Genomic DNA, 22,485 nt, shown 5'->3' on the forward strand with positions numbered 1-22,485 from the left:
AGTTTCAGATCTGCACGATTCATCATCTAACTGAAAAAATCATACTAAGCTTATCTCAATTACACCTCATTTTTATGATAAAAGCAGAGGAACGCTCATGACTGATCAATTTATTAAATCAAAAGCCGCGATAGCTTGGGGACCAAATCAACCTCTCAGCCTGGAAGAAGTCGATGTTATGCTGCCACGCCAGGGCGAAGTTTTAGTTAAAATCATTGCAACAGGAGTCTGCCACACCGATGCATTTACACTATCAGGTGAAGATCCAGAGGGAATATTTCCTTCAATTTTGGGTCATGAGGGTGGCGGTGTTGTTGAAATGGTAGGTGAAGGGGTAACAAGTGTTGCCGTCGGTGATCATGTCATTCCTTTATACACGGCAGAATGTGGCAAATGTAAGTTCTGCCTTTCAGGGAAAACGAACCTATGTCAAGCAGTGCGAGAAACACAAGGTAAAGGATTGATGCCTGATGGTACCACCCGTTTTTATAAAGATGGTCAGCCTATTTATCATTATATGGGGTGTTCGACTTTCTCTGAATACACCGTATTGCCTGAAATTTCATTGGCAAAAGTGAATAAAGAAGCCCCGCTAGAAGAAGTCTGCTTACTTGGCTGCGGTGTTACAACAGGAATGGGCGCCGTTCTTAATACCGCAAAAGTCGAACAAGGCGATACCGTGGCTATTTTTGGTTTAGGGGGAATTGGACTCTCTGCAATTATTGGCGCAAAAATGGCTGGAGCAAGTCGAATTATTGGTGTTGATATCAATGAGAGCAAGTATGAACTCGCACACAAACTCGGCGCAACAGATTGCATCAACCCTAAAATGTTTGATAAACCGATTCAGGATGTCATCGTAGAAATGACCGATGGAGGCGTTGATTACTCTTTTGAATGCATTGGTAATGTTGATGTGATGCGCTCCGCCTTAGAGTGTTGCCATAAAGGTTGGGGAGAGTCCGTCATCATTGGTGTTGCGGGTGCTGGGCAAGAAATTTCGACTCGCCCATTTCAGTTAGTCACAGGTCGGGTATGGCGAGGTTCTGCTTTTGGTGGTGTAAAAGGACGCTCTGAACTGCCAGAAATCGTAAACCGTTATATGGCTGGAGAATTTGCACTTGATGATTTCATCACTCACACCATGCCTTTAGATACAATTAATGACGCTTTTGATCTTATGCATGCAGGAAAGAGCATCCGTACTGTTATCCATATGAACAAATAGAATGCACAAAAATGAGACTTACCATTAGAGTGAATCTCACCTGCAGCGAAGGAGTATTATGACACTAAATAATATCAGCCAAACGAAAGTGATGGGAGGATGGCATAAACAATATACCCATGAATCCAATGCACTGGGATGTACGATGCGTTTTGCTATCTATCTCCCCCCTCAGGCAAACCCAAACTCCCCTGTCCCTGTTCTTTACTGGCTGTCAGGCTTAACTTGTACGGATGAAAATTTCATGCAAAAGGCTGGCGCTTTTAAAAAAGCAGCTGAATTAGGTATCGCAATTGTCGCCCCTGATACAAGCCCAAGAGGTGAAGATGTTCCAGATGATGAGCAAGAGGCTTATGATTTTGGTCTCGGTGCTGGGTTCTATCTCAATGCAACTCAACCGCCTTGGGATAAGCACTATCAGATGTATGACTACATTTGCTCTGAGTTACCCGACCTTATCGAACGTAACTTTCCAGTAACAACAAAAAAATCACTATCGGGTCATAGCATGGGTGGACATGGTGCACTCACTATCGGGCTGAAAAACCCAACGCACTATCAATCAATTTCCGCTTTTAGCCCAATTTGCAACCCTATGCAGGGTCCATGGGGACAAAAAGCATTTCGTCATTATTTAGGCAAAAATATCACCGATTGGAAACAATATGATGCCTATGAACTGCTAAGCCAACAAAAGAGCACATTACCTCTATTTGTTGATCAGGGCGAAGCAGACGGCTTCCTAGTTGAGCAATTAATGCCAGAACGCCTTCGTCTTGCAGCCGACAAGCACGACTCCACACTGCAATTAAGAATGCAGCCAGGGTATGACCACAGCTACTTTTTCATTGCCACTTTCATTGATGATCATTTACGCTTTCATGCCCAATATTTAAAAGATTAAATCGATTTAAAACAAAAAAACCGCAGAGGCTTACGCTTCTACGGTTTTTATTCATTTTAACCAGCGTAGTAAACGCTGTTATCTATTCCATCAACTTACATTGTGTAAGTGTATGGTGCTTGGATACCTAGTGGGATACCAAGAGCCCAGTAAGCAAGCAAGAAGATTGTCCAACCAATCAGCATAGCAATAGAGAATGGCATCATTAGAGAAGCTAACGTACCAATACCAGTTGTCTTAATGTAACGCTGACAGTAAACCACGACTAACGGGAAGAATACCATTAGTGGTGAAATGATGTTAGATACAGAATCACCAACACGATAAGCCGCTTGTGATAGCTCAGGAGAGATACCAACAGCCATTAGCATTGGAACTAGGATTGGACCGATAAGTGCCCACTTAGCTGATGCAGAGCCTACAAGTAGGTTAACCGCTGCTGTTAGCAAAATCATACCAACAATAGTCGATTGACCTGATAGGTTCATCGCTTTCAAGCCTTCAGCACCGTAAAGCGCTAGCATTGTACCGATGTTTGATTGTGCAAATGCCGATAGGAATTGAGCACAGAAGAATGACATTACAATGTACGCACCCATGGTAGTCATGGTGTGAGACATTGCTTTAATGATGTCGTTACTGTTCTTAAATGTACCAGCAACGCGACCGTAAACAACACCTGGAATAAGGAACAGGATGAAGATTAGCGGTACGATAGATTGCATGATCGGGGCAGAGAATGCCGTCAGCTCACCTTCTGGCGAACGCAGTGCTGAATCTTCTGGGATCAGAGCAAAAACAAGCACAGCAATACCAGCAAGCATCGCTAGACCAGCGGCACGGAATGCTTTTGATTCGATATCAGTGAAAGAACCTAGGTCTGGTGCTTCTTCTGCATCTTCATCAACAGGCATGTTCGCAAGACGAGGTTCAATAATCTTCTCAGTTACGTACCAACCAACACCAACGACTAGGATTGAAGATAGACCGGTAAAGAAGATATTTGATAGCGGGTTAATAATGTAATCTTGGTCTAAAACTTGCGCTGCTGTTTGTGTAAAGCCAGCAAGTAGTGGATCAATACCCGATGGGATAAAGTTTGCAGAGAAACCACCTGATACACCAGCGAACGCAGCTGCAATACCAGCTAGAGGGTGACGACCCGCAGCGTGGAAGATAATACCACCTAGTGGAATAACCAATACATAACCAGCATCAGCAGCAGTATGTGAAACAATCGCTACTAGAATAAGCATTGGAGTAAGAAGCTTAGCTGGAGTGAAGTTAAGCATCTTCTTCAGACCCGTTTGGATGAAGCCAGATGAATCAGCAACACCAACACCTAACATAGCTACAAGTACAATACCTAACGGGGCAAAGCTTGTGAATGTCGTTACCATATTCGCAAGGAAACTTGCTAGCGCTTCACCAGTTAAAAGGTTGTTTACAGCTAAAGCGTCACCGGTGCGCGGGTTAACAAGGTCAAAAGAGACATTCGACAATAGCGCAGACGCTACCCAAACGATAACTAGTGCCCAAAAGAAAAGGATAGCTGGATCTGGGATTTTATTACCAGCTCGTTCTATTCCATTTAAGAAACGATCCATTACACTCGGCTTAGCCGGAGGTGCATTTTTAGTAGCTTGGTTACTCATGGTAACTCCATTTAATGATGTTGTGTATTTCAGTCTATGTTTATTAAAATATGCCAAGACCTATGGCTGACATTATTCTATAAAAACACAATAAAAAAGACACAATATTCTGTGATTTTTTTCATAAATAGAGACTAAGTTTACAAAAAACAATTGTTACGCAACAATGCACCAACAGAACATCACGACGTGCCACAACAATAAGATAACAAAAAAACAAAGAATCGCAAGATAACGACCAATATAAGCTCAAGAGCAAATGCTATTACCTCAAATCTATTGGCTATCTTTGAGCAACAAATTCGCTATATTGTGAAATAATTGTCACCAATTTTACCTCCTGCCAACGCTGTTCTCTATCTAACCAAGCACTCTTTACTATTACCTGCTTAACATCACTTTGAACATCGACAATAGACCAATGGAGGTGATAATCATCATCGAGTATTTGAAACTCCCCCGCAGCTAAGTCATGCTCATAATTGGCGGGGACAAAGTTAGCATTAGCAACTGACGTTCCTCTGGTCATCAACCACTCTAAATGATCATTTGCTCGGTTCGCAGCTTCGATACTACGCTGCGCATGATCAACCCTTTTCTCAATATCAATTTGTAACTGCAGTAACGCTAGTGATCCTCCTACCATCATGACTAAAGCGATGATGACCTCAATAAGATTGAAACCTCGCTGCTTAGTGATCATGCCAAGTACCTCGCTGCCAATAGATACGCTCTGGTACTGCCAATAACACGGAAGTATTGCTATCAATAACGAGCGTTTGCTTCATGCTGTATTGATCATGGGTACTCGATATCTGGTAAGCATTACCTGCTATTGTAACGGTTACCTGTAATAGTGGATCAGAAAGACACTCAACAAGTACCTCTGGTTGCTGACCAAGCCGTTTAAATTGAGCATAAGCACATTCAAGCCCTCCACTAGCAAGCCACTTATCTTGCATGACTTTAACTTCATTTTGAGCGAGCTTAATTTGTAAAAACATCGCTCGATAAGTCCCTAATGACATCATTAAAGCCGCTGATAATAGGATTGTTGTCATCACCAGTGTTGCCATACCTGTTTGCACGACCTTCATCACCAGTTTCTCTGCTTAACCGTCATTGTGCTTGAATAGACCACGGTAGGATCAGACTTTAATTGAGCGCTTAAATGGATATATAAGAGTGACGAGCCTGTGTTTATGAGCGAGTCATCGGCTAAAGAAGTCATTGCTGAAGATATTGTTGTTGAGGGACTAGCAAGAGAGTGAGTTAAGAAGTGTTGCGTGACTTGAAATCCTGTTACCTTGATTTGTTTAGGGTCAAAAAGTGCTGAGCAGCCAGTGAGAACCATCGCCAGACTTAATACACTTTCCGATAATGACTCGCATACTTTCAACATATTGTTTGCCAAAATAAAGCCAACATGACGAATTTGCCCACTATTGGCACTATCACGATAAGCATAACTTATCGATTCTCCATCTTGGGCGACGAACAATACATCATCAATTGCAGATAAATAGAGTGGTGAACCTTGATTGCCGTTATACCCCGCCCGCTTTATATCTCGCTGCATGTATTGCAGTGCACTGTTTAATTGCTGGCTAAGGTGAAACTCTTTAGCTTTGGCGAGCGCTAAACGCTGTGATGAAAGGAAAACAGCAACAATAACTGAAATAATCAATAGGCTTAAAAAGGAAGCAAGCATGAACTCCACTAGCCCTGCTCCCAATTGTTCTTTACGTTTAACTACAGCTTTTATAACCATAATAGTCTCCTCCATCGCCACATATTCGCATTCGACCGGAGAGGCGGAAACTGATAAATTTTAAAGTGCCTTCACCACTTGAGAACGTAAGATTGCCACTTTTCGCCTTACCATTAATGCCATCAAAACTGATCTGGTTGGAAGTATAATTTGCCGCTATATTGATGTTTTTATATGGGCTACCTGATAGCAAGGCGATTAACTCTCCGCCTTCGACTGCGTCCGTTAATTGAATGCTCCACTGCCCTGTATTTTCACCGCCCTCGGCAATAATTATATGCGCCCACAAATCTTGATTGCGTGTAATAGCCTCCGCTCTTGCCTGAAACATAAAGCCTTGGATATCAGTTGCTAATCGTGTCATTTTCCCTGTTTGTACTATGCTTTGAAAAGAAGGAACCCCTGCTGTTAGCGCTAAAAAACTAAATAATAAAACCAAAAGAAGCTCTAAAAATGTAAACCCTCGAATCATCATCCACCTACCTCAGTCTGCTCACTGAAATATTAGATTAGCATTATCAATCGATAAATTAGGTTTAAAAAAGGATGATTTAATATGTGCAAAAAAGGTGCAAATAGAACTAAATTATTACGACAGCAAGGAATGACACTCATTGAATTAATCATTGTCGTTGCTGTGCTCGGGGTCATAACAGGCTTTGCTTACCCAAGCTATCAAGATTACTTACTTCGCTCTCATCGCTCTACGGCATTAATTGATTTATACCAAATTCAAACACAACTTGAGAAGGATTACCAAGGCAGCTATCAATGGCAATCTATTTTACCTGCAGGGGTTTGTATTGATTGCCTGTCATCAACCGATCGCTACCAGTTTCAAGTGGTTAGCTCGGCTACGGTTGCTTATACAATCATTGCTACTGCTCTACCGCACAAGGGGCAAGATGACGATCAGTGCTTGGATAACTCTGCAACCATCACCTTAAATGCACGTGGTGAAGTCACACCAGAAGCGTGTTGGAAATAGCCACCGGTTCACTCATTAGTGATTCAAATAAAATGTGTTCGATGTAACGAACATAAATAGGCATGGATGCCTATTTCTAAGCGAACAGGGATGTCTTGAGCGGTTCGTGGAGTCGAATCCATTTTGTTCACCAGGTACTAGCAACCATAGTCAACGCCTGAATATAGCGTAGAAAAAGACTAAAAAAAGCGAGAGTATCTGTTATTGGCTACTACGGGTATTGATATCAATGTGATCGAGTTGATACAAAAAAGCCTGCACGTGTATGCAGGCTTTCGTTCATTATCTATTTAAGCTTGGTGATTAACCTTTAAGGTCATCAATAAACTTTTTAACGCCATTGAAGAACCCTTCAGACTTAGGCTTATGCTTATTGCTTGCCTCGCCTGAACATGTCTCTTCAAATTCACGTAGTAATTCTTTTTGACGTGAGCTTAGCTTAACAGGTGTTTCAACTAACAGTTTAACAACCAAGTCACCAACACCGCCGCCACGAACACCTTTCACGCCTTTACCACGCATACGGAACATGCGACCTGTCTGTGTCTCTTCTGGCACTTTCAGGTTAACACGACCACCTAGAGTTGGTACTTCAACTTCACCACCAAGCGCGGCTTGAGTAAAGCTAACTGGTACTTCACAGTATAGGTTATTACCGTCACGCTCAAAGATATGGTGCTCTTTTACGTGTACTTGTACGTATAGGTCGCCAGCAGGTGCGCCCGCTTCTCCCGCTTCGCCTTCACCCGATAAGCGAATACGATCGCCAGTATCAACACCAGCAGGGATTTTAACGTTAAGTGTCTTTGTCTTTTGCTTACGGCCTTGACCGTGACAAGAGTTACACGGATCTTTGATGATTTGACCTTTACCATTACAGGTAGGACAAGTCTGTTGAACCGCAAAGAAACCTTGACGCATTTGAACCTGACCGTGGCCATGACAAGTGCCACAAGTTTGTGCTGATGAGCCTTTTTTAGCGCCGCTACCATCACAAATTTCACATTCAACTAATGTTGGTACTTCAATTTCTTTAGAACAGCCACGTACCGCTTCTTCTAACGATAGTTCCATGTTGTAACGTAAGTCTGCACCACGTTGTACACGTTGACCACCGCCACGACGACCGCCACCGAAGATATCACCAAATACATCACCGAAGATGTCACCGAAATCGCCTTGACCACCGCCAAAGCCACCGCCGCCCATACCACCTTGTTCAAAGGCTGCATGGCCATATTGATCATAAGCCGCTTTCTTTTGAGCGTCTGTCAATATTTCATACGCTTCTTTAACTTCTTTGAACTGTTCAGCCGTATCTTCATCACCTTGGTTACGATCAGGGTGAAACTTCATAGCTAAACGCTTATAAGCTTTCTTAATATCGCGTTCAGAGGCATCGCGGCTGACACCTAATACTTCGTATAAATCACGTTTTGACATGTTCTAACTCACCAAAATTATTGCGACCTCGTCAGTACAAAGTTGCACTGGGGCTGTATATCAATCTAGATAATGATTCGATCCCGTAAAGGAAAAGCATTATCTAGATTGATGCATATATTACAAGATTGCGGGCGTAAGAGATAACTCAAACGCCCGCAAGATTAGGGTAAAAGAAACAAATTAGCTAGTAAGAATTACTTCTTCTCGTCTTTTACTTCTTCAAATTCAGCGTCAACAACATCGTCGTCTTGCTTAGGCTGTTCACCTGCTTCAGCACCTGGTTGTGCTTGAGCTTGCTGTTGAGCCATTTCCATTAGCTTTTGAGCAGCTTGCATAAGTTCTTGAACTTTAGCATCGATAGCTTCTTTGTCATCACCAGATTTAACTTCTTCTAGTGCTGTAATAGCCGCTTCGATTTTCGCTTTCTCTTCAGCTGGAAGTGCTTCACCCGCTTCATCCATTTGCTTCTTAGTGCCGTGGATCATTTGGTCAGCTTGGTTACGAGTCGTTACTAACTCTTCGAACTTTTTGTCCGCTTCTTTGTTAGCTTCAGCTTCTTGTACCATTGCTTCAATCTCTTCCTCAGATAGGCCACCTGAAGCTTGGATTGTGATCTTTTGCTCTTTACCCGTCGCTTTATCTTTCGCAGATACGTTTAGGATACCATCAGCATCTAGGTCAAACGTTACTTCGATTTGTGGCATGCCACGTGGTGCAGGCTGGATACCTTCTAGGTTAAATTGACCTAGAGACTTGTTGTAAGTCGCTTGCTTACGCTCACCTTGAAGTACGTGGATAGTTACCGCACTTTGGTTGTCTTCAGCAGTCGAGAATGTTTGGTTTGCTTTTGTTGGGATAGTTGTGTTCTTCTCAACAAGTTTAGTCATTACGCCACCCATCGTTTCGATACCGAAAGATAGAGGAGTAACGTCTAGTAGTAGAACGTCTTTAACGTCACCAGCAAGTACACCACCTTGAACAGCAGCACCCATTGCAACAGCTTCATCCGGGTTTACATCACGGCGAGCTTCTTTACCAAAGAATTCAGCAACTTTAGCTTGAACCATTGGCATACGTGTTTGACCACCAACCAGGATAACGTCAGTAATGTCGTTAACTGATAGGTCAGCATCTGCAAGAGCAACTTTTAGTGGCTCAAGAGAACGTTGTACTAGGTCTTCAACTAGAGACTCTAACTTTGAACGTGTTACTTTAACGTTCATGTGCTTAGGACCTGTTGCATCAGCCGTTACGTAAGGAAGGTTTACGTCAGTTTGCTGTGCTGAAGAAAGTTCAATTTTCGCTTTCTCTGCCGCTTCCTTAACACGTTGCATAGCAAGAGGATCGTTCTTAAGATCGATGCCTTGCTCTTTTTGGAATTCTTCAACTAGGTAGTTGATCATGCGGTTATCGAAATCTTCACCACCAAGGTGAGTGTCACCGTTAGTTGCTAGTACTTCGAAAGTTTGGTCGCCATCAACTTTGTCGATTTCGATGATAGAGATATCAAATGTACCACCACCAAGGTCATAAACAGCGATAGTGCGGTCGCCATCTTTCTTATCAAGACCGTAAGCAAGTGCTGCTGCTGTTGGTTCGTTGATAATACGTTTAACTTCAAGACCAGCGATACGGCCAGCATCTTTCGTCGCTTGACGTTGTGCATCGTTAAAGTAAGCAGGTACAGTGATAACAGCAGCCGTTACTTCTTCACCAAGAAAATCTTCCGCTGTTTTCTTCATTTTTTTCAGAATTTCAGCAGAAACTTGAGGAGCAGCCATCTTTTGGCCTTGCGCTTCAACCCAAGCATCACCATTGTCAGCTTTAACAATGTTGAAAGGCATGATTTCGATATCACGCTGAACTTCTTCGTCTTCAAAACGACGACCGATAAGACGCTTGATAGCGAATAGTGTGTTTTGTGGGTTCGTTACCGCTTGACGCTTAGCCGGTTGACCTACTAGTGTTTCACCATCTGTGTATGCAACAACTGATGCTGTTGTGCGTTCGCCTTCAGCGTTTTCAATTACACGTGGAGCATCGCCATCTAATACAGCAACACAAGAGTTAGTAGTACCTAAATCAATACCAATGATTCTACCCATCAGGCTATCTCCGAATAAATTCTAATTTCGTTTTCAATACCCACATATGTGGGGGTAGAGATTAGGGATTCAACCCTAACTCAGTAATTAAAAGCAGATTATATTTGCTTTCTGTATGCTCAATAAATAAGGGCTAGCCAACGGTTTTCAAGGGGCAGGCATAAAAAAAAACACTATTTTTGTATTTTTTTTATTTTTGGCATAAAAAAAGAGAAGCCTAAGCCTCTCTTCTTTCATTACGCGTTGATGTAAGTGCTTATTTAGCAACCATAACCATCGCAGGACGTACAACACGACCATTTAATTCGTAACCTTTTTGCATTACGAACATTACCGTGTTTGATTCGTGATCTGGACTTTCTTGAATCGACATCGCTTGGTGGAACTCAGGGTTGAATACTTCACCTTCAGGGTTGATCTCTTTAAGACCAAACTTCGCTGTAGTATCAACAAATGTCTTATGCGTTAGTTCAACACCTTCAAGTAACGGCTTAACCGCTTCATTTTCAGCATCAGCCGCTTGCATAGCACGTTCTAGGTTATCAATAACTGGCAATAGACCTTCAGCAAATTTATTTAAAGCGTATTTACGTGCTTTATCAATTTCTTGCTCAGTACGACGACGCATGTTCTCTACTTCTGCTTTTGCACGAAGTACAGATTCTGTTTGCTCTTTAATTTTCGCTTCGCTAGAGGCTAATGCCGCTTCTAGTTGTGCGACTTGTGATTCATCTGCAGCAACGGTCTCTTCAGGGTTCCAATCGATGTCAGCTTCAGTACCGACAGCTTCAACGTCCTGTTCAACTTGTTCTTGTTGCAGTTGCTCTTCTTGAACTTTTTTATCTTCGTTGCTCATGATATCTCCGAAATTCATTTCTCTATACGCCAATCTTAACTGATTTAAACTTAAAATTAAGATAAAACACTCGCATAGATGTTCTACTTGCCTTTATTATGGGGACGATGATTTGTGATTCAAGCATAAATAGTTTGGAAACGTTATGAAAAAGCCATTTGATGTGATTGCCATTATCGGCAAACCTCGCGACCAACAAGCAATACAAACCCATAAAGAACTGTTTCACTGGTTAACATCAGAAGGCTATGAAGTCTTTATTGATGATCGCCTAGTACACATTCTTGATGATATACCTCAAGATCGCTTTGCTAGCCTAGTTAAATTAGGTCAACAGGCTGATCTTGCTATTGTCGTCGGTGGTGATGGCAATATGTTGGGAGCCGCCCGTATTTTATCTCGCTTTGATATTTCTGTTATCGGAGTAAATCGTGGCAACCTAGGCTTTTTAACCGATATCAATCCTGATGATTTTCAGTCGACATTAAAAGATGTCATCAATGGCGATTTTATTGAAGAAGAACGTTTCTTACTTGAAACCGAAATATGTCGTCACGGACAAATAAAAAGCCACAACGCTGCCTTTAATGAAGCCGTACTTCACCCTGGTCAAGTTGCACACATGATTGAGTTTGAGGTGTATATCGATGATATATTTGCCTTCACTTTGCGATCGGATGGCTTAATCATTGCCACACCAACCGGGTCAACAGCCTACTCACTCTCTGGCGGCGGTCCTATCTTATCCACCAGCTTAAGCGCTATTTCATTAGTACCTATGTTTCCGCATACCCTATCGAGTCGCCCACTGGTTGTTGATGGTCATAAGCGTATTAAATTACTGGTTTCTCCTGACAATAGAGGCACCCAAGAAGTCAGTTGTGATGGACAAATTTCACTGCCTGTGTCACCAGGTGATGAGATCCACATCTATAAAAGTCCTAACACTTTAAAGATGATCCACCCAAAAGATTACAGCTATTACCACGTCTTACGAACGAAACTCGGTTGGTCAAGCAAGCTATTTTGATTAAAAAAGTAACAGGTAGTGGCTTAGGTGTTTGATAAAGGTCAATAAATCACTCTAAATCACAAGAAAATTTACCTGTACAACTTTACTGTATAAAGAAACAGTATATACTGAAGTTATATACAGTACTTTCAGTTATACAGGTAATCAAAATGCTGGCTCATCTAAGTGTTAATAATTTTGCTATTGTTAAATCTTTACAGCTAGAACTTTCTAAAGGAATGACAACCATCACTGGCGAAACTGGCGCAGGTAAATCCATTGCAATTGATGCACTTGGACTTTGCTTAGGTGGCAGAGCCGATGCTGGTATGGTTCGACAAGGTGAAGATAAAACTGAAGTTAGTGCCGCTTTCTCGCTAGAAAATAATGTTCACGCGACTCGTTGGTTAGAAGATAACGATCTTTATGATGGTGGTGAATGTATATTACGTCGCACTATTACAAAAGAAGGTCGTTCACGTGCTTTTATTAATGGTAGCCCTGTCCCTTTGGCTCAATTAAAAACGCTCGGTCAACGCCTAATCAATATTCACGGTCAGCACGCTCACCATCAATTGATGAAAAGCGACCACCAGCAGAATATGCTTGATCAGTATGCCGGTCATTTACCCCTGTTAACCAAAGTACGTCATAGCTATCAAGCATGGCGACAAGCTGATAACACCTTAAAAACGCTGCGTAATAATAGCCAGCAAAACCAAGCACAAAAACAACTTCTTGAGTATCAAATTAAAGAGTTGAATGAACTCGCCATTGGTGAAGAAGAATTCCTGCAATTAGACCAAGAACATAAGCGCCTTTCCAACAGTGGCGAGATTGCTTCAAACTGCCAACAAGCCATCGACCTGATTTATGAAGGTGAAGACGTTAATGCACTTGGTATTTTACAATCAGCAAGCCAAACTCTGATAAATCTTGCCGAACTGGATGAGAAGTTAGCAACATTACCCGACATGCTATCCGAGGCGATGATTCAGTTAGAAGAAGCGAACAGTGAACTACGCAGTTACCTCGATAACATTGACGTTGATCCTGCGCGTATGGCATTTGTAGAAGCTCGCTTTTCTAAGATAATTTCGATTTCTCGTAAACACCATGTTCAGCCTGATGCGCTATATCAACATCACCAAGCCCTTCTACAGCAAATAGAAGATCTTGATTGCTCTGATGAACGTCTCGATGAGCTAGAAGCCGAGGTTCAGAAGCAGTATCAAGCTTTCCTTGCTTGCGCTGAAAAACTGCATAAGTCTCGCGCTCGTTACGCAAAAGAGTTAAACCAACTCATTACGCAAAGCATGCACGAATTAAGCATGGAAAAAGCGCAATTTAGCATTGAGGTTAACCAACAAAGCAACCCTTCTCCTTTAGGTCTTGATGTCGTGACATTTATGGTATCAACCAACCCTGGTCAACCGCTCCAGCCGATAGCAAAAGTGGCATCAGGTGGTGAACTATCACGTATATCATTGGCGATTCAAGTGATCACAGCACAGAAAGTCGATACACCAAGTTTGATTTTTGATGAAGTTGATGTGGGTATCAGTGGACCAACGGCTGCAGTGGTTGGCAAAATGCTGCGCACGCTTGGTCAATCAACTCAAGTCATGTGTGTTACTCACCTTCCGCAAGTGGCAGGATGTGGTCATCAGCAACTCTTCGTCGCAAAACAAACAAAAGCGGGTAAAACGGAAACCCAAATGCGTGAGCTTGATACCGAGCAACGCATCTCTGAATTAGCTCGTTTGCTGGGGGGAAGTAAAATTACCAACTCAACCTTAGCCAATGCAAAAGAACTATTAGTTGCCGCGTAAATCATGTTCACAGCGTATTTTTTGTTAATTAATGCAACTTAACTCAAAATATAGCGTCTGATTATCCACAAAGCGCAGGGAGTTTTTTACTTCTTGCGCAACCTTGTTTATTATCAAGCCAGTATTACAGCTCATAATTAAGAATTCAGACTATGCGATTTAAGAAATGGTTAATAGCCATCCCATTAGCGCTTACCATGCTAACAGGATGTTCTCTGGTAGAGAAACTTGTATACCGAATCGATATCAACCAAGGTAACTATGTTGAGCAACAAGCGGTTGATCAACTTAAATTTGGAATGACCAAAGAACAAGTACGTTATGTTTTAGGCTCACCAATGTTAATTGAAAATGGCTACCCTGATACTTGGTACTACATCTACCATCACACTCCAGGCCATGGCGATTCTATTCAACAAGACCTTGTGGTTAACTTTAACGACTCGGGAACCTTATTAGATATCCAAGGTGATTTTCCACAAAGTGATACCTTCTTTGAGAAACTCAATTAATCACTGAATGGATAATCAAGCCCTATAAAAAACTCGCCCTTTTCGGCGAGTTTTTCTTTTTATCTCTATTTATCTAACCTAGCTTAAGATTTTGCTTTAGCCTGTTCAGCTCGTTTACGGCGGATCTCTTTAGGATCGGCTAGAAGTGGACGATAGATTTCAATACGGTCTTTATCACGTACTGTCGCATCCAACTTCACGTTACGACTAAACACCCCGACTTTATTTACCTTCAAATCAATTTCAGGATAAAGCTCAAGTACGCCAGATTTAACAATGATCTCTTCTATCGTCATCGCTTTATTAACGACTAAGTTAAGTACTCGCTGTTCGGTTGGCAAAGGATAAACCACATCCACATGAATCATATCGCTTTCAATGCTCATCGTATTAATAAACCTGTTTTGCTCGTTGGGTGAACGCATTAACCATATTGCTTGTTAATTCATTAAAAATCTTGCCAAATGCCATCTCAATCATTTTACTTGAGAACTCAAAGTCTAGTTTTAATTCCACCTTACATGCATAATCATCGAGTGGGGTAAAAAACCATCCACCTTGCAAGGTTTTAAACGGACCATCGACTAATTGCATCAAAATTGCATTCTCAGTATCTAATTGATTCGATGTCGTAAATGTTTTACTTATCCCTGCCTTGGAAACGTCAACCGACGCCACCATAACAGTAGGAGAAGATTCAAGGATACGAGAGCCTGAACAACCTGGTAAGAATTCCGGATAACGCGCGACATCATTCACCAAATCGTACATTTGACCAGCACTAAATGATACTAATGCTGAACGACTGACCTGTGGCATATAGACTCCTGTATAGTACAGCGATACATTACGCTGTAAGCAATTTAAATTCTCTTGAGCTAGAGCGCAAACAAAAGGATTCCCCATTGAAGGTGCAATCCGTATAATGAGGCTATTATGGCAAAGAACAAATCAAAATCAAAAGCGGGTAGCAATACTATTGCGCTTAACAAGAAAGCTCGCCACGAATATTTCATCGATGATGAGATAGAAGCGGGGCTTGAGCTACAAGGCTGGGAAGTTAAATCTCTTCGTGAAGGCAAAACCAACATTGCTGAAAGCTACGTTTACATCCGTGACGGTGAAGCTTTTATCAGTGGTATGACGATTACACCGCTTACTCAAGCGTGTACTCATACTGTGGCAAACCCAACTCGAATTCGTAAACTTCTTTTATCACGTAAAGAACTCGATAATTTGATCGGGCGTATCAACCGCGAAGGTATGACACTCATCGCAACGGCACTTTATTGGTCTCGCTCTTGGGCAAAACTAAAAATCGGTGTTGCGAAAGGTAAAAAACTTCACGACAAACGTACTGATATGAAAGAAAAAGATTGGGCAAGAGACAAAGCTCGTATTATGAAGAGCAATTTGCGTTAATCTTGACCACTTAAACGCACAAGGCTAGACAGGCACGTCTTTTCTGGTACTATGCTTATAACACTTGGGGCTGATTTAGGATTCGACAGGAATTTTGAAGTCTGAGGTGCATGCCGTGGGGCGGTTGGCCACGTAAAAAGCCGCAAAAAAATAGTCGCAAACGACGAAAACTACGCACTAGCAGCTTAATAACCTGCTGAGAGCCTCTTTGCCCTAGCTTCCGCTTGTAAGACGGGGAATTACAAAGAGTCAAACCCAAACTAGCTAGATCGGATTCTCCCGCCTGAGAGATGAAGTTCGAAATATAATTCAGGATAGCCATTTACTAGCGTGTCGGTTCGCAGGTACTTGGTGAAATTAAAGATCGACTAAGCATGTAGTACCAATGATGAATGATTTTTGGACGCGGGTTCAACTCCCGCCAGCTCCACCAAACGTTTGGTTCATGATGTATCATGAAGCACAAAAAGCCCTTATGGTTTATAGCCTTAAGGGCTTTTTTGCGTCTGTAGCATTCCACTGAATATCATAAGATCTCGCATTAATAATACCAAGAATAACACCATGATTATTTGGTGCTAAAAATCTTGATGTTATTTTGAATAAAGGCAACAGACAGCCTTAGTCCTATACCTAGAAAGCTATCGTAAACACCAATATAAAGCATTCTGCTAAGTATTTAACAAACTCCTACCTCCATACTATCCCCCTCCCCTAGCGAAGCCTCTCAAGCTCGTAGGTTGGCTCGACATCAAGTGAAGAAAGCTTTGATTCTGATGGATATAACGTATATCAATTGGAAGTATTACGTAGGGATATGACTAAAATAGCTGAAGATATAAATACAATTGTAGAATGAATAGAGATGAAGCTGCTTAGTTATAACTGCATGAAATTAAACAATACGGCATGATGCCTAGAAAGGAGTTGTAGCAGAATTTTATGGGGCTTTAGAGGGGTATTACTATTTTACTCAGCATCCCGCTGGGAAAAATTTGCTTCGTCCCTGAAGCAAAAATTACAACTATACGTCTTACTTGTCTGCTAGAAGTTTAGCAGCTGAACGCATAAGTGCTGGAGATTTGTTCTCGCCGTAACCTGAGTGGTATGGGTTAGTTGAGAATACAACACCAACGAAGTCACGAGCTGGATCAACGTAGATGAATTGACCTAGGTTACCACTTTTACCCATTGCGCCATCGTCGAAGATGTAATCGAACTGGTAAGATTGGTAATCAGCTTTTTCGTTGAATGCGCTTAGAGAGCTAGCTTCTTTAGTGTTACCTTCAAAAGTTGCTTTGTCGCCGCTGCTACGGATGATGTCGATAACATCTTGGTGAACAACTTGCTCAGTTGCTACTGCAGACCAGCTTGGAGTAAATAGCGTTGCGAAACGTGCTTTATCTTCAAGAGTAGTGTGTAGTAGACCAAGACCTAGAGCCATGCCGTCTGGTGCGATGCTGAATTGAGCTGCTTGACGAGCGTGCATTTTGCCCCAAACACGATCTTCAAATACTTGAGACCAAGTTGTACCTTCAAGGTTTTCAACCATCTTAGTTAGTACGATAGTGTTGATTGAAGCGTAACGGTTAACTTCACCCGCTTTTTCGCCTTCAAGTTTTTCAGTATCACGTGCAACGTCGATCCAAGATTCAACTTCACCAGTTTCAGCGTTAGCAACACCGAATGCAGAAGAGAAGAAACGAACAACTGGAGATACAGGGTTCATGATAGAAGCAAGTGTTTCTTCGTTATCAAGACCTGTGTTGTGGTTTAGTACGTCAAGTACGCGTACGTCATCCCAAACTGTATCTTTTAGTTGTGGTACGTATTTAGTGATTGGTTGTTGTGGGTCGATTTGACCTTCTTTAACCATTTGAGCTACAACAAGACCAACAGTCGTTTTAGCAGAAGACATCCAAACGTGACGGTCAGTTGGGTTCATACCTGGGTATGCTTCGTATACAATTTTGCCTTCATGAATAAGCATGAAACCTTGCGTACGGAAGTGTGGTTCAGCCATGTACTCGTCCATCGTTAGTTCACCCTTCGCTTGGGTTTGAACTTTGATGTTGCCAAGATCTTTGTTGATCTCTTTAACTAGTGGCTTGTACTCTTCGTTTGGAGAAACAAGAGTAGATGGTAGGAATTCTTCAGCTTTCATGCTGTAGTAAACAGCGTGATCGCCACCCATTTGCCAGTGGAAGTTATCAAAGTTTTCACGAGCGCTCTCAACGAACTCAACAGAGAAAGACTCTTTTGCGATAGATACTGGGTTAGTTACTTGTGCGCCTTCTTTTTTAAGAGCGGCAACGACTGGGTTTTCAGCTAAAGCAGGCACTGCTAGAGTTGAAGCAACTAATGCTGCGATCATTTTAAATTTCATAAAAATATCCTGATATAGGTTTATGTTTCAATGGTGAAATTATAATAATTGCAGTAATTAACCACAGGTCAGTCGGTGACACTCGGAACATCAAAATGTAAGGAAAAATGACAGTTTTGTAATATAAGAAACAACTCGCGAATACAAACTGATCTTATTTAAAAATACTACGCTTTAAATAATGCCTACCACTTATTTATCGCCTACCTGCTGAGCTATCAAAGCGTTTATTGCATGTTTATAAGCATAAAAAATGCCGCTTCCCTTTCAGAAAGCGGCATCGCATAAATTAATTTTTTGACTAACTCAAACGAATTTAGAAGTAGTGACGAACACCAATCCATGCTTCAGTTTGCCATTCACTTGGCGCATCGATACCGTTCACATCCATGCTTGTTTTAGTGAAGTCGTAGCGAGTGTTTAACCACCAAGTGCGTGAGTTGTTAAGTGGTACATTCAAAGCAAATTTTACCGCTAGGCTTTGCATTTCAATTGAATCACCTGACACATCTTGCCACTCAGGAACAGCAGAAACGTAAGCGCCGCTAGTACCGATATGCTTAGCAGTGATAAGACCTAGAGAATACCCTAGCAGATCGCTATCTTTAACACCGTTAACTTCCATTGAACCACCCATAACGCCAAGGCGAGGGAATACTAATAAACCACCAGTGTAAGCAGGGTTGATTGCAGCAACACCACCAATCGATAGTAGGTCATTTTTCACTTCTGTACGTGTGTTGATGTAGTCTAGTGATACACCTAGCTTAGGCACAACCGTTGAACCTGGTTCAAAGACATGGAAGTACTGAATGCGAGAGTTTGAGTACTCAGTACCAAAATCGTTAGAGTTATGGTTACCTACTTTATTATCATCAGCAAACGTTGCTTCACCAAGTAGAGCAAACTGTTGACCATTCTCCATACCACCAGATACTTGACCTTGTAGTTGAATGTCAGAGCTGCCATTAAATAATACAGCAGCTTGAGTGTAAACTTTTGTTACGTCAGCTGGATCAATCGCTTTGCTGTCTTCAGCTAAAGCAGGTGCTGCAAGTGTTAGCGCTAATGGCGCTACTAAAGCAAACTTTTTCATCTTTATCTCGTCTTTATTATATTAAATCAAACTCATGCCCTACTGATTAAGTATCACTGCCTAATTCAGAGGATTTAAGATTGAGGTTGTACCAAAGGTCACTCAGATTTGAGTGACCTTAAATTGTTGATAGAGATTAATTAGTCAAGGTCGATGACTTTTTTCTCAGTACCGTTGATGCGTTCTCTTAGACGTTGGAATACCGCGTAGAAGCCAGGTGTTAGCACGACACCAAGAACAAGAACACAAAGGATCCCGCCAAGTAGTGTTAAACCCGTACCATTTTGTGCGATTGAGCCAGGACCAGATGCAAATGCAAGAGGCAGGATACCTAGGATGAATGACCAAGACGTCATGTTCACCGCACGGAAACGCATGGTGCCACCCTTCTCTGCAGCTTCTTCGATACTTAGACCGTTCTCTTCACGCTGAATTTTCGCAAATTCAACAATCAAGATTGCGTTCTTAGCAGCAAGTGCAATAAGAAGAATCAAACCAATTTGTCCGTATAGCGTCATTGCCATGCCCGTTAGCGACAGTGCAATGTAAGCACCTAGAGCAGCCGTTGGTGCAGCAATAATGATCGCAGCAGGTAGTGCCCATGATTCGTACTGTGCAACTAGGAATAGGTACATGAATACAACAGCGAAAATGAATGCAAAGATGATTGCGTTACCCGCCATCTTCTCTTGCAGTGCCATTGTCGTCCACTCGTAGCCATAGCCTGTTGTCAGTTGCTTTTCAGAGATAGCTTCTACCACTTCCATAACTTGACCTGATGAGTAACCAGGTGCTGGAGCGATATAGATCTTCGTTGCAGAAAGCATGTTGTACGTTGATGCGATATCCGCTTCAAGACGTGGCTCTACTTTAGCAATTGCTGAAATAGGTAACATTTCACCAGATGCTGTCTTGATATGAATATCTTTAAGATTGTCGATACCAATACGTTGCTCAGCTTTTGCTTGTAACGTGATGTAGAAAGTGTTGCCCCATAGAGAGAAATCACCACCACGAGAAGAGGCTAAGTAAGTCATCAACGTATCGTTAACTGCCGTTACTGATACACCGTGTTGACGTGCTTTTTCACGATCAACGTCAATGTAGTAATGCGGTACGTTGGCACGGAATAGCGTGTACGCACGACCAATTTCAGGTGCTTGGTTTAGCTCTGAAATTAGGTTTTGAGCCGTTGCAGCGAGTTCAACTTGGCTTGCACCAGAGCTGTTTTGTAGCATGTACTCTAAGTTAGAGCCTGAACCGATACCAGGGATAGCAGCAGGAGCGATAGTCATAACAACACCGCCAACCACACGACTTAGCTGAGCATTCAAACGTGCCGATACATCAAATACTGTATTGCCACCTTCTAAGTTCTTACGCTCGTCCCACGGTTTAAGGGCGATAAATAGTGTTGCACTGTTTGATTGCATTGATACAGATAGAGCACTAAAGCCACCTGCACCACCAACAAGTTCAACCGCTGGATCGCTACCAATGATATCCGTTGCTTGCTTTAGTACATCGTTCGTACGGTTCAGTGAAGCACCGTCAGGCAGTTGTACTAGTGCTAGCATCGCACCTTTATCTTCAGGTTCAACGAATGCTGTTGGAACGGATTGGTTTAGTAGGTAAGTTGCACCAATTGTGCCACCAAAGATAATCGCTAGAACCGCTGTCTTACGAACAACAACGGCTACCGCTTTACCGTAGATAGCCGTTACTTTATCAAAGCCACGGTTAAACTTAATGAACCAGTTTGATGGCTCTTCACGCTTCATGATCAAAGAACATAACGCTGGAGATAGCGTTAGTGCGTTAATCGCTGAAATAACGAGAGAGATACAAAGCGTAACACTGAACTGAGCAAACATTACACCAGTGATACCTGGCAGTAAGCTGATTGGAACGAAAACCGCTAGCATTACTAGTGTTGAAGCAATGATTGGACCCGTTACTTCTTGCATTGCAACAAACGTCGCTTTTGCAGGTGTGTAATCTGGGTTTTTCTTCATTACACTTTCTACGTTCTCGATAACCAAGATTGCGTTATCTACCACAATACCAATCGCTAGGATCATACCGAACATAGTGATGGTGTTAATGGTGAAGCCAAAGCTGTGCATGAAGAAGAATGTACCGATCAAAGATACTGGAATCGCAATTGCTGGTACTAGTGTCGCACGGATACTACCTAGGAATAGGTAAGTAACGAAGATAACTAGAATAATCGCAATAACTAGCGTTTCAGTAACGTTATTGATCGAGTCTGCTACGAACTCAGTGACATCAAATGGGAACGCGTATGCAACGTCATCTGGGAACTGTAGAGTGCTTAGTAGCTCTTTTACACCTTTACCGGTATCAAGTGCGTTAGCACCTGGCGCTAGTGCAACGGTCATCAATGCCGCTGGTTTACCGTTTAGAACGGTGTTCGTTTCGTAACGGTTGTCACCAAGCTCAATGTCAGCAATATCACGTAGGTAGATGTTTGAACCATCAGCTTCAGTACGAACGATGATGTTTTCAAACTCTTCTGCCGTCTCTAAGCGACCTTGGCTTAGTAGTGGAATTTGCAGCATGCGATCATCATCAAAAGGACCTGCACCTAGTTTACCCACTGGGAACTGGCTGTTTTGATCGGTGATTGCATTGTTAATTTCACGTGTAGACAGACCTAAAGCCGTCATCTTATCTACATCTAACCAAACACGCATTGCGTACTCAGTACCTAGTAGAGATAGGTCACCAACACCTTCAACACGAGATAGACTATCGGCTAGGCTAAGCGCCATCCAGTTGTCTAGGTATTGACGATCGTAAGTGCCTTCAGGAGAGTGAATAGCAATTGCCATTAGCGTATCTGAAGACGCTTTCTTTACACGTACACCTAAGTTATTAACGATCGGTGGTAGTGCAGATAGCGCAGCAGCAACACGGTTTTGTACGTTCACCTGAGCCATATCTGGATCAGTACCAATATCGAAGGTTACTTTTAGGATGTAAGTACCATCGTTGGCAGAACGAGAGTCCATGTACAGCATATTATCTACGCCGTTCACTTCTTTCTCTATCGGTGTTGCTATTATTTGTTCAATCGTTTCAGCACTTGCACCAGGGTATAACGCAACAACGTTAATAACTGGTGGAGTGATATCTGGATATTCCGATACTGGCATCAGTTTGATTGCAATCGCCCCGATAAGGGTCAATACAATCGAAATAACCAAAGCAAATTTTGGTCGGAAAATAAAAAAGCGGCTTAACATCAA

Annotated in this window: 19 protein-coding genes, 1 other RNA gene and 1 pseudogene; 8 read left to right on the top strand and 13 right to left on the bottom strand. The window is 42.2% G+C overall.

Going from position 1 to position 22,485, the window contains the following annotated elements:
- Positions 1-97: 97 nt before the first annotated feature.
- Both BCU68_RS16125 and fghA read left to right on the top strand, forming a co-directional pair.
- On the top strand, positions 98-1,228 hold the full coding sequence (locus BCU68_RS16125; RefSeq protein WP_102565757.1) for an S-(hydroxymethyl)glutathione dehydrogenase/class III alcohol dehydrogenase: 1,131 nt from the start codon (positions 98-100) through the stop codon (positions 1,226-1,228).
- A 58-nt stretch (positions 1,229-1,286) separates the two neighbouring features.
- On the top strand, positions 1,287-2,132 hold the full coding sequence (fghA, locus tag BCU68_RS16130; RefSeq protein WP_102565758.1) for an S-formylglutathione hydrolase: 846 nt from the start codon (positions 1,287-1,289) through the stop codon (positions 2,130-2,132).
- Positions 2,133-2,227: 95 nt separating this feature from the next.
- Here fghA and BCU68_RS16135 read toward each other — a convergent pair whose 3' ends face one another.
- The 5 genes and pseudogenes from BCU68_RS16135 to BCU68_RS16155 all read right to left on the bottom strand — a co-directional run bounded on the left by BCU68_RS16135 (position 2,228) and on the right by BCU68_RS16155 (position 6,033).
- On the bottom strand, positions 2,228-3,787 hold the full coding sequence (locus BCU68_RS16135; RefSeq protein WP_102565759.1) for an AbgT family transporter: 1,560 nt from the start codon (positions 3,785-3,787) through the stop codon (positions 2,228-2,230).
- A 283-nt stretch (positions 3,788-4,070) separates the two neighbouring features.
- Positions 4,071-4,490 carry a prepilin-type N-terminal cleavage/methylation domain-containing protein gene (locus tag BCU68_RS16140; protein WP_102565760.1) on the bottom strand — a complete coding sequence of 140 codons (420 nt, stop codon included), beginning with the start codon at positions 4,488-4,490 and terminating at the stop codon, positions 4,071-4,073.
- A gap of 205 nt (positions 4,491-4,695) precedes the next feature.
- Positions 4,696-4,884 (bottom strand): annotated as a pseudogene (locus BCU68_RS17230) (hypothetical protein); the annotation flags it as partial.
- Positions 4,884-5,558: a pilus assembly protein PilW gene (locus BCU68_RS16150; protein ID WP_102565762.1), complete on the bottom strand. Its 675-nt coding sequence runs from the start codon at positions 5,556-5,558 to the stop codon at positions 4,884-4,886. The gene BCU68_RS16150 and the pseudogene BCU68_RS17230, both read right to left, overlap by 1 nt.
- Positions 5,536-6,033 carry a GspH/FimT family pseudopilin gene (locus BCU68_RS16155; protein ID WP_241901395.1) on the bottom strand — a complete coding sequence of 166 codons (498 nt, stop codon included), beginning with the start codon at positions 6,031-6,033 and terminating at the stop codon, positions 5,536-5,538. Before BCU68_RS16155 ends, BCU68_RS16150 begins: the two co-directional genes overlap by 23 nt.
- Before the next feature lie 81 nt (positions 6,034-6,114).
- Here BCU68_RS16155 and BCU68_RS16160 point away from each other — a divergent pair, with 81 nt between their 5' ends.
- Positions 6,115-6,546 carry a type IV pilin protein gene (locus BCU68_RS16160; RefSeq protein WP_102565764.1) on the top strand — a complete coding sequence of 144 codons (432 nt, stop codon included), beginning with the start codon at positions 6,115-6,117 and terminating at the stop codon, positions 6,544-6,546.
- Positions 6,547-6,849: 303 nt separating this feature from the next.
- Here BCU68_RS16160 and dnaJ read toward each other — a convergent pair whose 3' ends face one another.
- The 3 genes from dnaJ to grpE all read right to left on the bottom strand — a co-directional run bounded on the left by dnaJ (position 6,850) and on the right by grpE (position 10,953).
- Complete coding sequence (gene dnaJ, locus BCU68_RS16165) at positions 6,850-7,989, bottom strand: molecular chaperone DnaJ (RefSeq protein ID WP_102565765.1); 1,140 nt, start codon at positions 7,987-7,989, stop codon at positions 6,850-6,852.
- Between the two features lie 197 nt (positions 7,990-8,186).
- Positions 8,187-10,097 (bottom strand): molecular chaperone DnaK, encoded by a 1,911-nt coding sequence (dnaK, locus tag BCU68_RS16170; protein WP_102565766.1) that lies wholly within the window; start codon positions 10,095-10,097, stop codon positions 8,187-8,189.
- Positions 10,098-10,353: 256 nt separating this feature from the next.
- Positions 10,354-10,953 (bottom strand): nucleotide exchange factor GrpE, encoded by a 600-nt coding sequence (gene grpE, locus BCU68_RS16175; protein WP_102565767.1) that lies wholly within the window; start codon positions 10,951-10,953, stop codon positions 10,354-10,356.
- 145 nt (positions 10,954-11,098) lie between these two features.
- Between grpE and nadK the strand changes: the two genes are divergently transcribed.
- From nadK to bamE, 3 genes are all read left to right on the top strand, one after another.
- On the top strand, positions 11,099-11,983 hold the full coding sequence (gene nadK / locus BCU68_RS16180; protein ID WP_102565768.1) for an NAD(+) kinase: 885 nt from the start codon (positions 11,099-11,101) through the stop codon (positions 11,981-11,983).
- A 152-nt stretch (positions 11,984-12,135) separates the two neighbouring features.
- A complete protein-coding gene (gene recN, locus BCU68_RS16185) occupies positions 12,136-13,797 on the top strand; it encodes a DNA repair protein RecN (RefSeq protein WP_102565769.1) in 1,662 nt (553 codons plus the stop codon).
- 152 nt (positions 13,798-13,949) lie between these two features.
- Complete coding sequence (gene bamE, locus BCU68_RS16190) at positions 13,950-14,309, top strand: outer membrane protein assembly factor BamE (protein ID WP_102565770.1); 360 nt, start codon at positions 13,950-13,952, stop codon at positions 14,307-14,309.
- A gap of 83 nt (positions 14,310-14,392) precedes the next feature.
- Here bamE and BCU68_RS16195 read toward each other — a convergent pair whose 3' ends face one another.
- Together BCU68_RS16195 and BCU68_RS16200 are read right to left on the bottom strand one after the other, a co-directional pair.
- Positions 14,393-14,695 (bottom strand): RnfH family protein, encoded by a 303-nt coding sequence (locus BCU68_RS16195; protein WP_102565771.1) that lies wholly within the window; start codon positions 14,693-14,695, stop codon positions 14,393-14,395.
- Positions 14,696-14,699: 4 nt separating this feature from the next.
- Entirely contained in the window at positions 14,700-15,128 is a 429-nt protein-coding gene (locus BCU68_RS16200) for an SRPBCC family protein (RefSeq protein ID WP_102565772.1), read from the bottom strand.
- 117 nt (positions 15,129-15,245) lie between these two features.
- Between BCU68_RS16200 and smpB the strand changes: the two genes are divergently transcribed.
- Together smpB and ssrA are read left to right on the top strand one after the other, a co-directional pair.
- Positions 15,246-15,731 (top strand): SsrA-binding protein SmpB, encoded by a 486-nt coding sequence (gene smpB / locus BCU68_RS16205; protein ID WP_102565773.1) that lies wholly within the window; start codon positions 15,246-15,248, stop codon positions 15,729-15,731.
- Between the two features lie 66 nt (positions 15,732-15,797).
- Positions 15,798-16,164: a transfer-messenger RNA gene (ssrA, locus tag BCU68_RS16210) on the top strand.
- 600 nt (positions 16,165-16,764) lie between these two features.
- Here the strand turns inward: ssrA and BCU68_RS16215 are convergent.
- The 3 genes from BCU68_RS16215 to BCU68_RS16225 form a co-directional block, all read right to left on the bottom strand.
- A complete protein-coding gene (locus tag BCU68_RS16215) occupies positions 16,765-18,117 on the bottom strand; it encodes a serine hydrolase domain-containing protein (RefSeq protein ID WP_102565774.1) in 1,353 nt (450 codons plus the stop codon).
- A 316-nt stretch (positions 18,118-18,433) separates the two neighbouring features.
- On the bottom strand, positions 18,434-19,213 hold the full coding sequence (locus BCU68_RS16220) for a hypothetical protein (RefSeq protein WP_102565775.1): 780 nt from the start codon (positions 19,211-19,213) through the stop codon (positions 18,434-18,436).
- A gap of 140 nt (positions 19,214-19,353) precedes the next feature.
- Positions 19,354-22,482: an efflux RND transporter permease subunit gene (locus BCU68_RS16225; RefSeq protein WP_102565776.1), complete on the bottom strand. Its 3,129-nt coding sequence runs from the start codon at positions 22,480-22,482 to the stop codon at positions 19,354-19,356.
- Positions 22,483-22,485 lie beyond the last annotated feature (3 nt).

This window comes from Vibrio sp. 10N.286.49.B3, from assembly GCF_002873395.1.
In the GTDB taxonomy this organism is placed as follows: Bacteria; Pseudomonadota; Gammaproteobacteria; order Enterobacterales; family Vibrionaceae; genus Vibrio.

What these genes read in the sequence shown, in the direction of transcription:
- BCU68_RS16125 (WP_102565757.1), top strand. Translation starts at nt 98, where the DNA reads ATGACTGATCAATTTATTAAATCAAAAGCCGCGATAGCTTGGGGACCA.
- BCU68_RS16150 (WP_102565762.1), bottom strand. Translation starts at nt 5,558, where the DNA reads ATGGTTATAAAAGCTGTAGTTAAACGTAAAGAACAATTGGGAGCAGGG.
- BCU68_RS16155 (WP_241901395.1), bottom strand. Translation starts at nt 6,033, where the DNA reads ATGATGATTCGAGGGTTTACATTTTTAGAGCTTCTTTTGGTTTTATTA.
- BCU68_RS16220 (WP_102565775.1), bottom strand. Translation starts at nt 19,213, where the DNA reads ATGAAAAAGTTTGCTTTAGTAGCGCCATTAGCGCTAACACTTGCAGCA.
- bamE (WP_102565770.1), top strand. Translation starts at nt 13,950, where the DNA reads ATGCGATTTAAGAAATGGTTAATAGCCATCCCATTAGCGCTTACCATG.
- BCU68_RS16195 (WP_102565771.1), bottom strand. Translation starts at nt 14,695, where the DNA reads ATGAGCATTGAAAGCGATATGATTCATGTGGATGTGGTTTATCCTTTG.
- smpB (WP_102565773.1), top strand. Translation starts at nt 15,246, where the DNA reads ATGGCAAAGAACAAATCAAAATCAAAAGCGGGTAGCAATACTATTGCG.
- BCU68_RS16135 (WP_102565759.1), bottom strand. Translation starts at nt 3,787, where the DNA reads ATGAGTAACCAAGCTACTAAAAATGCACCTCCGGCTAAGCCGAGTGTA.
- BCU68_RS16160 (WP_102565764.1), top strand. Translation starts at nt 6,115, where the DNA reads ATGTGCAAAAAAGGTGCAAATAGAACTAAATTATTACGACAGCAAGGA.
- nadK (WP_102565768.1), top strand. Translation starts at nt 11,099, where the DNA reads ATGAAAAAGCCATTTGATGTGATTGCCATTATCGGCAAACCTCGCGAC.
- fghA (WP_102565758.1), top strand. Translation starts at nt 1,287, where the DNA reads ATGACACTAAATAATATCAGCCAAACGAAAGTGATGGGAGGATGGCAT.
- recN (WP_102565769.1), top strand. Translation starts at nt 12,136, where the DNA reads ATGCTGGCTCATCTAAGTGTTAATAATTTTGCTATTGTTAAATCTTTA.
- dnaJ (WP_102565765.1), bottom strand. Translation starts at nt 7,989, where the DNA reads ATGTCAAAACGTGATTTATACGAAGTATTAGGTGTCAGCCGCGATGCC.
- dnaK (WP_102565766.1), bottom strand. Translation starts at nt 10,097, where the DNA reads ATGGGTAGAATCATTGGTATTGATTTAGGTACTACTAACTCTTGTGTT.
- BCU68_RS16140 (WP_102565760.1), bottom strand. Translation starts at nt 4,490, where the DNA reads ATGATCACTAAGCAGCGAGGTTTCAATCTTATTGAGGTCATCATCGCT.
- BCU68_RS16225 (WP_102565776.1), bottom strand. Translation starts at nt 22,482, where the DNA reads ATGTTAAGCCGCTTTTTTATTTTCCGACCAAAATTTGCTTTGGTTATT.
- BCU68_RS16215 (WP_102565774.1), bottom strand. Translation starts at nt 18,117, where the DNA reads ATGAAATTTAAAATGATCGCAGCATTAGTTGCTTCAACTCTAGCAGTG.
- grpE (WP_102565767.1), bottom strand. Translation starts at nt 10,953, where the DNA reads ATGAGCAACGAAGATAAAAAAGTTCAAGAAGAGCAACTGCAACAAGAA.
- BCU68_RS16200 (WP_102565772.1), bottom strand. Translation starts at nt 15,128, where the DNA reads ATGCCACAGGTCAGTCGTTCAGCATTAGTATCATTTAGTGCTGGTCAA.